The organism is Flavobacterium sp. FG139, from assembly GCF_057809695.1.
Genome location: NZ_JBMDKL010000002.1, coordinates 174,657 through 188,213, shown reverse-complemented (window position 1 = coordinate 188,213; position 13,557 = coordinate 174,657). Strand labels below are relative to the sequence as shown.

Below are 13,557 nucleotides of genomic sequence, written 5' to 3'. Positions count from 1 at the left end.
ATGCAAGAGGCATCTTTTCAAGGTTTGATTGAAGATATCATTATTTTCTTTATCATATATTATGTAATCAAGTTCTTAATGCGTTTATTTTTACCACTTTTGGCAAAAAAAGTGGTTGAAAAAGCCAGTGAGCAATTCCAACAACAGCAAAATCAATATCAAAATACTACCGAACCAACACAGCCATCCAAAAGCGATAAGCCGCGAGAAACTAAAAAAGTTGGAGAATATATTGATTATGAAGAAATTGATTAAAAATAAAATTGTTTAAAGGTTTTACCACATCTAAAATCTAATATTAAAAATATAAAAAGACCACATGAAGCAACTTCAAAAGTTATATCCTCATTTAGCAGCCATTTTTGGTTTTATCATTATTGCCTTACTTTATTTTTATCCAGTTCTACAGCGAAAGAAAATTTACCAATCGGATATTGTACAGTATACCGCAATGGCTAAAGAGCAAAACGATTTTAGAGTCTCAGAAAATGCCGAACCATATTGGACTAATGCTGCTTTTGGTGGTATGCCAACGTATCAAATGGGTGCACAATATCCGCATGATTATATAGGAAAATTGGATGACGCCTTACGGTTTTTACCAAGACCAGCCGACTATTTATTTTTATACTTTTTAGGATTTTATAGTTTGCTATTGGTGTTAAAAATAGATCCACTCAAGGCATTTTTCGGAGCCTTGGCTTTCGGATTTTCAACCTATTTGATTGTCATTTTAGGGGTCGGACACAACGCCAAAGCTCATGCTATTGCATATATGCCACTGGTTGTGGCAGGAGTGTTGTTGGTTTTTAGAAAAAAATATATTCTTGGAGGATTATTAACAATGCTCGCAGTAGCTTTAGAAATCAATGCCAATCACTTTCAAATGACTTACTATTTGTTGTTTTTATTGTTGGTGATGGGAATTTATTACGTTGTAAAATTCATTAAAAACAAAGAATTCAAAGAACTTGGATTTGTAGTGGGAACTTTTTTTGTAGCCTTAATTTTTGCGGTAGGTGCGAATGCTACCAGTTTACTTGCCACTAAAGAATTTACCGATTACAGTATTAGAGGAAAAAGCGATTTGACTTTTAATCCGGATGGTTCTAAAAAAACTGACGGTTCGACTTTAGATAGAAGCTATATTACCGAGTACAGTTATGGTGTGGGAGAAAGTTTGAATCTCATTGCGCCACGACTTTTTGGTGGTGGGAATTCCGAAAAATTAGGAAAAGATTCCTCAGTATATGATTATATGTTGAAAAATGGAGCTTCTGAAGAGCAAGCATTACAATTTGCCGAATCGTATGCGCCAACCTATTGGGGCGATCAGCCTATTGTAGCGGCTCCAGCTTATATTGGCGCTGTAGTTTTCTTTTTGTGTGTTCTTGGTTTGTATCATGATAAACGGAAGATAAAGTATGTATTTCTTGTTGGCGCCATCATTTCATTGGTGTTGTCTTGGGGTAAAAACTTCTCTGTTTTAACCGATTTCTTTATTGATTACATTCCGTTATACGATAAGTTTAGAGCGGTTTCATCGATTCAAGTAGTTTTAGAATTGTGTTTACCGGTTATGTCAATCATCGGATTTCATTCGTTTTTTACCACTAACAAAGAAAAACAATGGGATAGTTTGTGGAAAGCTGCGGCAACTTCATTAGGTTTATTGGTTGTATTGTTCTTATGCAAAGGATGGTTTGATTATGTTGGTGTAATGGACGCTCAAATTCGTCAAATGTTAAGTCAATCGCAAGACAAAATGTTTGGCGTTGGTTTCATAGATGCTTTGAAAGAAGATCGAAGAACAATGTATCAAGCCGATTTGTTGCGAACTGGATTCTTTATTGTTTTGGCTGCTGGTGCACTTTGGCTGTATACTAAAAACAAAATTGCTCAAAACACAGCTGTTATTTTTGTTGGATTGGTTATGGTTTTCGATTTGTTCTTTGTGGATAAAAACTACGTTAGTAATACACCAGAACAATTTAAAACAGCCAGAGAAGTGGACATGCCTTTTCAACCAAGTACTACCGATATGCAGATTATGCAAGACACAACCAATTACCGTGTGCTAGATGTAGAAGGCTATCTGAATGCCAAAGCCTCTTATTTCCACAAATCAATTGGAGGGTATTCGGCGGTTCGACCACGAAGAATGCAAGAGCTTTTTGATTATCAAATTTCTAAAAATAACAAAGAAATTTTGGATATGTTGAATGTTAAATACATCATTCAAACCAACGATAGAGGAGAAGAAGTGGCAAGTGTCAACCCAGGAATCAACGGAAATGCATGGTTTGTAAAAGAACTTAAAAAAGTAGCTTCTAATGATGCTGAAATGAAAGCTTTAGATAAATTGGACACTAAAAATGTGGCTACTTTTGACAGTAGTGATTTTCCTGATTATGTAACCAAATATGCCTTTGAAAAAGATTCAACAGCTTCTATTAAGTTGACCTTTAACAAACCGAATCATTTGAAATACGTTTCGAATAACAAAAATGCAGGTTTCGCAGTGTTTTCAGAAATGTATTATAAAGACGGTTGGAAGGCTACTGTTGACGGAAAACAAGTGCCCATTATCAGAGTCGATTTTGCTTTACGTGGCATCAATATTCCAGCAGGAAATCACAACATAGAATTTAAGTTTGAACCACAAGTAGTCAAAACAGGAAGTACAATCACTTTGATTAGTTCACTTGGAATGTTGTTGCTTTTGGTTGGTGGAGTTTATTTTGAAAGAAAGAAACTATAAAAACGGTTTGATACGCAAATAACTTAATTTTATGATAAAATCAATCTGTTGTTTGGTCTTATTTTTACCTTTTTTAAATTATGCTCAAAAGAATAATTTAGAAGCATTTGAATCGAACTTAAAAAAAGAGTTGGGTGATTTGCAAACATTTCAAAAGCATGTAGTTGATTTGAATAACGACACTCAATCTGATGTTATTTATTTATATTCTTGTGGCGAACCTCTTTGTGTAAATGTATTCCTAAATATAAGTGGTTCATATCAATCAGTGTTATATGAACAATGTTCAAATTATGATTTGTATAAAATTACTGATGGCAAATTAGCTTTGAAATTGAATTTGTTTCATTGTTGCGGTGAAAGTCCATACGAATCCATTCGCTCATTTGAATTCAATGGGAAAAGTGCTATCCTTAAAGAAAATTATGTGAAAATTAATGAGAAGTATATACTAAATAATAAGATAATAGTACCTGAGTATAGTTTGTTGGAGCCTTATTTTGTTAGAAACACAGTTACAGATTATAATATTCGTTCTACGCCTTCAGTAGAAACATTAGAGAAAAGAGAGATAGAATTATTCACTTATGGTTGTGAAGTAGGAACTAATATTATTGCAAAAATAAATTTGAATTCTAAAATCAAAGTTTTATCCGAATTGATTCAGAATGACCGAACTTGGTTGTTTGTAGAAATTGAAGGTTCTGATCTTAATTCCAAATGTAATCCAGTTGACTTTGAATTCAAAAATCAAAAATTAAGAGGTTGGATAAGTAGTAAATTTATCACAAAAATATAATTTGAAAACTGAAGCAAAAAAACTTTTAATCATAACGTATTACTGGCCACCAGCTGGCGGTCCGGGTGTGCAACGATGGTTGAAGTTTGTGAAATATTTACCTGATTTCGGAATCCAACCTATTGTTTATGTTCCTGAAAACCCAACGTATCCGATAGTGGACGAAGGCTTAGTAAAGGATGTTTCCGATAAAGCGATAATTCTTAAAAATACCATTTTTGAACCCTATCAATTGGCTGGTTTTTTATCTAAAAAAGAAACTAAAAAAATTAGCTCCGGAATAATCCCAGCTGCCAAAAAGCAAACTTTTATAGAGAAAATGATGCTATGGGTTCGTGGAAATTTATTCATTCCTGATGCTCGAAAATATTGGGTAAATCCTTCTGTTAAATACCTTAAAAAATACATTCAAGAGAACCATATTGATACTATTGTAACTTCGGGACCACCTCATTCGTTGCATTTAATCGGACTGAAATTAAAGGAAGATTTGGGAGTAACTTGGTTGGCCGATTTTCGTGATCCTTGGACGACTATTGGATATCACAAAGCCTTAAAATTGTCATCGTATGCTGAAAAAAAACACAAGCAATTGGAACGTAAAGTGCTTAATTCGGCTGATACCATTATAGTTACCAGTAAAACTACAAAGACAGAATTTCAGGCTCTAACTTCTAAACCAATTGAAGTGATCACCAACGGTTATGATGTAGAAAATGTAGCCAAACAACCTTTGGATGAAAAGTTTACGATGGCGCATATTGGTTCGTTTTTATCCGATAGAAATCCGAAAGCATTGTGGGAAGTGTTGCATGAGTTGATTCAAGAAAACGATTTGTTTGCCGATACATTTGAACTCAAATTGATGGGCAAAGTCAGTCAAGAAATTCTAGATAGTATTTTCGCACATCAATTGGATAATCATTGCCATAATTTAGGGTATGTTTCCCATACTGAAGCCATTCAACACCAACGTAAATCACAAGTTTTGTTGTTGATTGAAATCGATTCGGAAGAAACCAAGAGCATCATTCCGGGTAAATTATTTGAATATATGGTTTCAGAACGACCAATTCTGGCTATTGGTCCGAAAGACTCCGATTTTGCCGAAATTATTACCACAACCAACACCGGAGTTTTCTTTACGTATGATGAAAAAGAGCGTTTGAAAAAAACGATTCTTTCTTATTTCAATTTGTTTTTAGAAAAGAAATTGCAAGTATTTCCGGTGGGCTTGCAACAGTATTCAAGAAAAAGTTTAACCGAACAATTGGCCAAACTCATAACTCATAACTCATAATTTATTCATGGGAATCGTGCAATCACAATCCATTAAAAACACCATCATCACGTTCTTCGGATTTGGGATTGGTGCTGTTAATGCGTTGTTTTTTTATACCAATTTCTTAGGTAAATTGCATTACGGAATTGTAACAACGATTCTTTCGGGAGCCAATATCATGATGCCTTTAATGGCGTTTGGAGCTCAAAACACATTGATTCGTTTTTTTTCCCATTATAAAACCGAACAAAAGCGTGAAGAATTTTTAACTTTTATGCTGTTCTTTCCATTGGTGTTAATTGTTCCTATTGGTCTTGTCTTTTATTTTTTTTATGAGACCATTTCAAGCGGTTGGGTAATAGAAAATCCGTCATTAAAACCATTTTTTTGGTTAATTCCGATAGTTGGATTATTTATGGCTTATTTTGAGGTGTTTTATGCTTGGGTAAAAGTGCATATGAAATCGGTGGTTGGAAACCTAATTAGCGAAGTGTTATACCGCTTTGTGATCATGATTTTATTGATAGCCGTTCATTTTGATTGGATTACTAAAGATACCTGTGTTTATGGCATTGCCCTATCGTATTTAGCCCAATTGATAGGGATGAAATGGTATGCTTTTTCGGTTAAAAAGCCTGTTTTACGATTGGTTATTCCCGATAATTTTAAAGAGATTTTACACTATTCTTTGTTTATTATAGTTTCGGGTGGTGTGGCAACCATGTTGATTGATTTTGATAAGGTCATGATTCCGAAATACAAAGATGTAAGTTTGAACGCCTTGTATGGCGTAGCGATATTTATATCAACCGTTATTGCAGTTCCGAGTAGGGCGATGACCCAAATTGTGGCGCCTATTACCGCTAAATTGATGGTAGAAGGAAAGCACGACGAACTTAATGATTTGTACAAGAAAAGCGCCATCAATTTGCAAGTTATTGGCGGATTTATCATGATGTTAATTTTCTTGAATATTAAAGAATTGTATCATTTGATTCCTAAAGATTACAGCGGCGGCATTTGGGTGGTGTTTATGATCGGATTGTCTAAGTTTTACGACGTACTTTTGGGAAACAACAACTCGATAATTGTCAACACCAAATACTACAGAACGGTGCTGTTGTTTGGAATTTTTACAGTCGTATTGATGATTGTTTTGAACATGATTTTTATTCCGTTGTATGGCATTGAAGGTTCTGCTTTTGCTACTTTACTAACCGTTGCCATTTACAACACCATTAAGTTTATTTATGTGGTTAAGAAAATGAATTTGTTTCCGTTTACCCTAAAAACACTTTATTCGTTAGGTATTTTAGTAGCTTGTTTTGGTTTGTTTTATTTTTGGGATTTTCCTTTTTACACAATCATTAATATTGCTTTAAAATCGATTTTGATTGCGGTGTTCTATTTGTTTGTGAATTATAAATTGGAAATTTCTGAGGAGTTTAACAATGTGATTAAGACGTTCTTGAAGAAAGCGCGATTGCTTTAGCCCAGATAGCAGCCGATATCCTTTGTGAGGCACGAACAAAGATAAAGGCGAATAGCTGGATTAGCTTCAAAAAAAAAATCCTGCTTCATCTTCCCAGAATCTGCAGGACTTTTCACAAATTAACCAACCAATTTTTTTATTTCTTGTCTTCGTTTTTATCGTCTTCTATTTTGGCACGAGTACCATCTGCTTTGTAATAGTAGTACTCATTGCTGTTGTAGTTTGTAGCGTGATAATTAGTGTCATAATTGTTATCGTTGTAATTGGTATGACCATTGGTTCCGTAATAGTTGTAGGTATATCCAGTATTTCTGAAACCTTTTACTTGTCCAATCATGTCTACAATGTCACCACGTCTGTTGTATATAATTTGCATACCGCCAATTTGTGTTAGAGCAAATCTGTTGTATCTCATAAATACGGTACCAATTCGGCTCACTCGATCGCGGCTATCGTAGTTGATGAATGTATTTCCCACTCTACGAATTCTACCAAAACTATCGTGCTCAATTAAGACTCCATAATTTACTGGTTCTTGACCATTTCTATCAGCTTCAGAAGTTCGTTTACCAGCTTGTTTGAAATGGTATCCACCTTGAGAATCATCGGCACGAGTATTAAAATCGAAGTCGCCATTTGGAAAGACGAAAAACTCAATGCCTCTTTCGGTGAATGAGATTGGCTCGTCAAAGCTAAATCGGGTTATCATTTTCTCATCAGCAATTTTGATTATTTCTGATGCTTTCGCAACGTTTCCTACCAGTAAAACACTTGCTACTAAAAGGGTAATTTTTTTCATAATCAATAGAATTTTCAATTGTTGCTTACTCGTTCGATTTTCGGCTTCTTCGATCAGAAATCGTTCTGATGTTTCGAGTATTCCAAGATGTGTGCCAAACGAATGGCTGTTTTTGTGAACGATTTGTTAATGATTTTTAACCTATTGAATAGCATGCGATTATTAATTAATATTTAAGCCAAATAGTTTATGAAGTGAATGAAAATTTATTATTTTTGGTGCCAATATCCAAACAAAAGACAATTCACATTATGAATTTCACAAAAAAGAACCTAGTATTTTTACTATTCACTGTATTTACAGTGAGTACTTCTTTCAGTCAAACTTTTATACAGGCTTATGCCAATGTAGTCAATCAATGTTCGCAAACCAATGTAACCAATGATTTAACTGAATTTGAAGCACTAGGATTGAAGCGCAGAGGAACTGCTCCACTTCAAAACACCTTGGATTGGTTGAAAAACAAATATTTGAGTTATGGGTATACCGCTACTCAAATAGTGGAAGATTCGTATACGTACACGGGTTCTACAGCTGCTTGTAAGAATCTTGTAGTGACTAAGATAGGAACTTTGTATCCTAATACGTATGTTATTGTTTGTGGTCATTACGATTCGATTGGAGGAACAGGAACTAACGATAATGGTAGTGGAGTAGCTTGTATTTTAGAAACTGCTCGTTTGTTACAAAATATTCCCACCGATTATTCCATAAAATTTATAAACTTTAGCGGAGAAGAAGACGGATTGTATGGAAGTCAGCATTATGTGACTTCTATTGTGAATGGAACCACCCCAAAAATGAACATTCGTTTGGTACTGAATTTGGACGAAGTTGGTGGTGTGGCAGGAATGACTAACAATACGATTACTTGTGAACGCGATACGAATAATTCACCTTCAACCAATAACGCACAGTCGTCTACAATGACCACACAGTTGATGAATTGTGTGACGTTGTATTCGCCGTTGCAAACGTTTTTATCGTATGCCTATGCTTCAGATTATATGTCGTTTCAAAGTAATAACGAAATCATTACAGGTTTGTTTGAAAAAAACGAAACCACACACAAGCACACCAATACCGATTTGTTGATTTATATGGATCCTGTATACAATTATAATGTAGCTAAAGCAACTATTGGGGCAACCTTACACTTTGCACAGGCTAGCACTAGTAGTTTAACCAATCAAGAAGTGTCTGATTATAACGTGAGTTTCTTCCCAAATCCAACTAAAGATACCCTAAATGTTAGTTTGGGTTCGTTGACCGAGACAAATTATACTTTTTTATTAATTGATATCAATGGCAAAACGGTATTAAACATGCCAATTTCTAATGCGAAATTAATTGAATCAATTCCTGTTTCGGGCCTAGCAAAAGGGTTGTATCTAGGAGTTATGCAAGCAGGTGAGAAGCGCATAACCAAGAAAATTGTAATTGAATAATACTAATAAAGTATTTCTACATAGTAAAGTCGGACTTATTTGGTTCGGCTTTTTTTGTTATACTAATGTTGGAATAATCTCGTTTTTTAAATCAAACACTTTGTTTAATGCAGAAACTTTTATTCAGTTTATTAAGTGTAGTAATATTGATAAGCGTTCACACAGGAATTGATAGTCGTAAATTGAAAGGAAAATGGCAATTGAATGCTTTGTATGTAAAAAAAAATAACATTAAAGAAGCTGTTGATCTTGAAAAATATAGCAATTGCGAGAAAAAATCGACTTTAGAATTTAAAGATTCGATTATGAAAAGTGTGGCATATACTACTTTTTATGGAAAAAAGGTATGGTGTTTTAAAGATACCAAAACCTATGTATATAAAATAAATTTTGACAAAGGTAAAACCTTTTTGGTAGGTGCTTTTTCTCGTTTTGAACAAGTGTCTTGGACTATAGTAACCCTAAACGATTCTATTCTTCAATTGGAAGATCGCAGTTTTTTAAAAGAATATAAAAAGATAAAGTAGTTTATATAACTACAATAGTCTCTTGGAGCTTTCGGGAAGTTGTCGTAGTACTTCAACTAGATATAAATAATCGAAAGTTTCTTTTTTTATAACTTATCCTTCAAATACTTCCCAGTAATTGATTCTTTGTTTTTAACGACATCTTCTGGAGTGCCTTCAGCTAAGAGTTGCCCTCCGTTTTCACCACCTTCGGGTCCTAAATCAATAATCCAATCGGCACACTTAATCAGGTCGAGGTTGTGTTCTACGACCAAAATCGAGTGTCCTTTATCAATCAAGGCATCAAACGAAGTCAACAGTTTTTGAATGTCGTGAAAATGTAAACCCGTAGTAGGTTCGTCAAATACAAAAAGTGCTTTCTCTTTGGTATTTCCTTTAACCAAAAACGACGCTAGTTTGATACGTTGTGCTTCACCGCCCGAAAGGGTAGAAGACGATTGTCCTAATTGCACATAGCCCAAACCAACATCTTGCAACGGTTGTAGTTTTTGCATGATTTTAGTATGTTTGTGTTCACTAAAAAACGCAATGGCATCGTCTATTGTCATCGTTAGAATATCATCAATGTTTTTGCCTTCAACGGTTACTTCTAATATTTCTTTTTTGAAACGTTTACCGCCGCAAGTTTCGCAAGGCAATTCGACGTCGGCCATAAACACCATTTCTACATTAATAGAACCGTCTCCTTTACAAGTTTCACATCGACCACCATCTACATTAAACGAAAAATGTTTGGGTTGATAGCCTCGAATTTTGGATAATTTTGATTTGGCAAACAGATCGCGAATGTCATCGTAGGCTTTAATGTAGGTGACTGGATTGGAACGCGAGCTTCTTCCGATAGGATTTTGATCGACATATTCTATATGATGAATGCGGTGGTAATGTCCTTGCATGTCGGTAAACTGACCTGCTTTTTCTCCAACACCTTCCAGTTTCTTTTGTATGGCAGGAAACAGAATTTTCTTTACTAACGTACTTTTACCACTACCTGAAACCCCTGTAATTACGGTTAAACATTCTAACGGAAAGCGAACGTCTAGGTTTTGCAAATTGTTCTCACGTGCTCCCAAAATATCAATGTAGGTATTCCATTTTCTACGAGTTCGTGGGACTTTAATTTCTAAGGAACCATTCAAGTATTTAGCGGTTAACGAATCCGATTGAAGGATTTCATCAAACGTGCCTTGTGCCACCAATTCGCCACCATGAGTACCAGCTTCAGGGCCAATATCAATAATCATATCGGCTTGTTTCATAATGTCTTCGTCGTGTTCTACTACGATAACCGTGTTGCCTAAATCACGTAGGTTTTTCAGTACTTCAATCAATAATTCAGTGTCTTTAGGATGCAAACCAATACTCGGTTCGTCTAAAATATACATCGAACCTACCAAACTACTTCCTAACGAAGTCGCCAAGTTAATACGTTGCGATTCGCCGCCTGAAAGTGTAGCTGAATTTCGATTCAATGTTAAATAATCCAAGCCAACATTGCTTAAAAATGCTAAACGACTGTTGATTTCAATTAATAATCGTTTGGAAACCGTAGTGTCGTATTCGGATAATTGTAATTCTTTGAAAAACGGAATTAAACGACGAATTGGTAAATCTACCAAATCAGAAATGGTTTTGCCACCGACTTGAATGTAATTGGCTTCCACACGAAGGCGTTTCCCTTTACAAACGTTGCATTTGGTTTTGCCACGATAACGCGATAACATCACACGGTTTTGTATTTTATAATTTTTTTCTTCTAGTTCTTTAAAGAAGTCATTTAATCCTTGAAAGTACTGGTTGCCATTCCAAACTAAATCTTTTTGTTCTTGCGATAATTCGAAATACGGTTTGTGAATAGGGAAATCAAATTTATAAGCTTTGTTTACCAATTCGTCACGGTACCAACCCATACTTTCACCACGCCACGGATAAATGGCATTTTCAAAAACAGAAAGTGCGGTATTAGGAATCACTAATTCATGGTCGATGCCAATCACGTTACCATAACCTTCGCAAGTTGGACAAGCTCCATACGGATTGTTAAAGCTAAATAAATGTACATTCGGTTCCAAAAACGTCATGCCATCCAACTCAAAATTAGCACTGAATTCCAAACGCGAATTGTCTTTCAAATTTTGCAAATAACATACGCCTTTTCCTTCAAAAAAAGCCGTTTGTACCGCATCAGATAATCGGTTAAAGAATTCTTCTTCGTCTTTAACAATGATTCTATCGATGATTAGTAAGATGTCTTTGTTATCAAACGAATGCTGGTCAATGTCATCCAAACGCACCATTTCGTTATTGACTAAAATACGTGCAAAACCTTGTTGCAAGAGTACTTTGAGTTTGTCTTCTAATTTTCTACCTTCTTCGAGATGAATAGGAGCAAGGAGCAACCAACGGCTGTCGAGTTCAAAAGTTTTTACTGTATTGATGACATCGGTTACGGTATCTTTTCGCACTTCGTTACCTGATACTGGTGAAACTGTTTTTCCAATTCGAGCGAAGAGTAATTTTAAGTAATCGTATATTTCGGTTGAGGTTCCAACGGTGGAACGCGCATTGGTTGTATTTACTTTTTGTTCAATGGCTATGGCCGGAGCGATTCCTTTGATGTATTCTACTTTGGGTTTGTCCAATCGTCCTAAAAACTGACGCGCATACGACGATAAACTTTCTACATAGCGGCGTTGTCCTTCCGCATACAAAGTATCGAAAGCTAATGACGATTTTCCAGAACCTGAAAGCCCTGTAATTACTACGAGTTTGTTTCGAGGAATGGCAACATCCAAATTTTTTAAATTGTGGATGGCAGCACCTTTTATTAGGATGTTTTTCTTTGGCTCTAACGTAGTAATATCTTTTGGAATCATAGCAAAAAATGAATTTTCGCAAAGATAATCATTTCTCGAATGAGAATGGGTATTGAACAAATCACAAATGTCATTTTTATGTAGTTAAAAAAGATATTCCTATATTCACACAAGTTTACGGTTAAAGTGGCATCAAAATATAAAAAATTTGCTTTTTGGAAGAAAAAGAAATGATTTCACGATTGAAGAAGAACGACGAAAAAGCGTTCCAAGTCTTGGTGGATTTGTTTTCCAAAAAGGTGTACAATTCATGTATCGGAATGCTTCAAAATACTGAAGATGCCCAAGATGTCACACAAGAAATCTTTATTACAATTCATATAAACATTCAACAATTTAAAGAAGAATCATCGCTTTCTACTTGGATTTATAGAATTTCAATAAATAAATGTTTGGAGTTTATCCGAAAGAAACACCGAAAGAAACGTTCGGGAATATTCAAATCTATTTTTTCATCGGATGGTGAAAAAGCCATTGAAAACCATTCTGATTTTAGTCATCCCGGAATTCAATTGGAAAACCAAGAGCGTGCTAAAATACTTTTTAAAGCCATTGATTTATTGCCCGAGCAACAGCGAACGGCCTACATTTTACACAAAATAGAACAAGTGAGTTATAATGAAATAGCTGAAATAATGCAATTATCGTTATCAGCTGTAGAGTCATTACTTTTCAGGGCCAAACAAAACTTAAAGAAGCATTTGGCAACATATTATGAAGAAAATGAGAAATAAGCGCAAGTTTTAAAAAAATATAACATCTATAGAATTATGAATACAAAAGAAAATTGGATTGAAGATACCCTGAATGCCTTGGATGATATCCAGCGTGTTGAAGTGCCTTTGTCTTTGAAATATTCTTTATTGAATTCATCCAAAAGAAAAGAAAATAGATTGAGTGTAGCCCAAAAATGGATGATTGCAGCTAGTGTGATTGTGCTATTGGGTATCAATTTGATTTCGATGAATCAATATGCTAAGAAGTCCGAGAAATTGACTTTTAACGATGGTAAAAGCGCTGTTTATAAAGAATATTTCTCTAGTGATTATTAAAACAAACTACAATGAACAATTCTAAATTTTTAAAAATTGTTATTTTACTTTTATTAGTTATTAATATTAGTACACTAACATTTATGTGGTTGCATAAACCACCTAAAAATGATGCTGTTGGTGATTTTTTTAATAAAGAATTACAGTTTACAACCCAACAAAAAGAACAATTTGAACTTTTGAAGCAACAACATCGAAGTCAAGTCGAAGCTTTACGAGCTGATAATAAAGAAATGCACGATGCCTATTTTGAGTTGTTGAAAAATCCAAAAGTTGATTCGGCTACAGTAAAGAAAGCAGCAGCAGCAATTTTGAAAATCAAAGAACAAGAAGAATTGGCTTTGTTTTATCACTTTCAAAAAGTAAGAGCCATTTGTAATACTTCGCAGCAGCAAAAATTTGATGAAATTATAAATGAAGCAGCTAGAATGATGGCACCTAGACCTAGAGAAAGAGAAGGTAGACCAATGCCTGGTGATGGTCCGCCACCGCCGCCAAGAATGTAATCACAAACCAATACC

Annotated in this window: 12 protein-coding genes; 10 read left to right on the top strand and 2 right to left on the bottom strand. The window is 34.8% G+C overall.

All coding sequences use genetic code 11. The features are described from left to right. The 5 genes from ACODSI_RS02295 to ACODSI_RS02275 all read left to right on the top strand — a co-directional run bounded on the left by ACODSI_RS02295 (position 1) and on the right by ACODSI_RS02275 (position 6,334). A complete protein-coding gene (locus ACODSI_RS02295; RefSeq protein ID WP_488915231.1) occupies positions 1 to 255 on the top strand; it encodes a DUF4834 domain-containing protein in 255 nt (84 codons plus the stop codon). A gap of 64 nt (positions 256 to 319) precedes the next feature. Then, complete coding sequence (locus ACODSI_RS02290; protein WP_488915230.1) at positions 320 to 2,761, top strand: YfhO family protein; 2,442 nt, start codon at positions 320 to 322, stop codon at positions 2,759 to 2,761. Between the two features lie 31 nt (positions 2,762 to 2,792). Continuing rightward, positions 2,793 to 3,560: a hypothetical protein gene (locus tag ACODSI_RS02285; RefSeq protein ID WP_488915229.1), complete on the top strand. Its 768-nt coding sequence runs from the start codon at positions 2,793 to 2,795 to the stop codon at positions 3,558 to 3,560. A 1-nt stretch (position 3,561) separates the two neighbouring features. Beyond that, the gene (locus ACODSI_RS02280; protein ID WP_488915228.1) at positions 3,562 to 4,860 is read left to right on the top strand and encodes a glycosyltransferase family 4 protein; all 1,299 of its coding nucleotides are present in this window, start codon (positions 3,562 to 3,564) and stop codon (positions 4,858 to 4,860) included. 7 nt (positions 4,861 to 4,867) lie between these two features. Then, the gene (locus ACODSI_RS02275; RefSeq protein ID WP_488915227.1) at positions 4,868 to 6,334 is read left to right on the top strand and encodes a lipopolysaccharide biosynthesis protein; all 1,467 of its coding nucleotides are present in this window, start codon (positions 4,868 to 4,870) and stop codon (positions 6,332 to 6,334) included. A 136-nt stretch (positions 6,335 to 6,470) separates the two neighbouring features. On the opposite strand, the gene ACODSI_RS02270 is transcribed toward ACODSI_RS02275, so the two are convergent. After that, complete coding sequence (locus tag ACODSI_RS02270; protein ID WP_488915226.1) at positions 6,471 to 7,133, bottom strand: hypothetical protein; 663 nt, start codon at positions 7,131 to 7,133, stop codon at positions 6,471 to 6,473. A 251-nt stretch (positions 7,134 to 7,384) separates the two neighbouring features. On the opposite strand from ACODSI_RS02270, the gene ACODSI_RS02265 reads away from it, so the two are divergent. After that, a complete protein-coding gene (locus tag ACODSI_RS02265; protein WP_488915225.1) occupies positions 7,385 to 8,581 on the top strand; it encodes a M28 family peptidase in 1,197 nt (398 codons plus the stop codon). Between the two features lie 107 nt (positions 8,582 to 8,688). Then, positions 8,689 to 9,108: a lipocalin-like domain-containing protein gene (locus ACODSI_RS02260; RefSeq protein ID WP_488915224.1), complete on the top strand. Its 420-nt coding sequence runs from the start codon at positions 8,689 to 8,691 to the stop codon at positions 9,106 to 9,108. Positions 9,109 to 9,194: 86 nt separating this feature from the next. On the opposite strand, the gene uvrA is transcribed toward ACODSI_RS02260, so the two are convergent. After that, positions 9,195 to 11,984: an excinuclease ABC subunit UvrA gene (gene uvrA, locus ACODSI_RS02255; RefSeq protein WP_488915223.1), complete on the bottom strand. Its 2,790-nt coding sequence runs from the start codon at positions 11,982 to 11,984 to the stop codon at positions 9,195 to 9,197. A gap of 155 nt (positions 11,985 to 12,139) precedes the next feature. On the opposite strand from uvrA, the gene ACODSI_RS02250 reads away from it, so the two are divergent. Genes ACODSI_RS02250 through ACODSI_RS02240 form a run of 3 tightly spaced genes read left to right on the top strand, consistent with a single transcriptional unit; the run spans position 12,140 to position 13,542 of the window. Continuing rightward, positions 12,140 to 12,718 carry an RNA polymerase sigma factor gene (locus ACODSI_RS02250; RefSeq protein WP_488915222.1) on the top strand — a complete coding sequence of 193 codons (579 nt, stop codon included), beginning with the start codon at positions 12,140 to 12,142 and terminating at the stop codon, positions 12,716 to 12,718. A 36-nt stretch (positions 12,719 to 12,754) separates the two neighbouring features. Continuing rightward, complete coding sequence (locus ACODSI_RS02245; protein WP_488915221.1) at positions 12,755 to 13,036, top strand: hypothetical protein; 282 nt, start codon at positions 12,755 to 12,757, stop codon at positions 13,034 to 13,036. An 11-nt stretch (positions 13,037 to 13,047) separates the two neighbouring features. After that, entirely contained in the window at positions 13,048 to 13,542 is a 495-nt protein-coding gene (locus ACODSI_RS02240; RefSeq protein ID WP_488915220.1) for a Spy/CpxP family protein refolding chaperone, read from the top strand. The last annotated feature ends 15 nt before the right edge of the window (positions 13,543 to 13,557 follow it).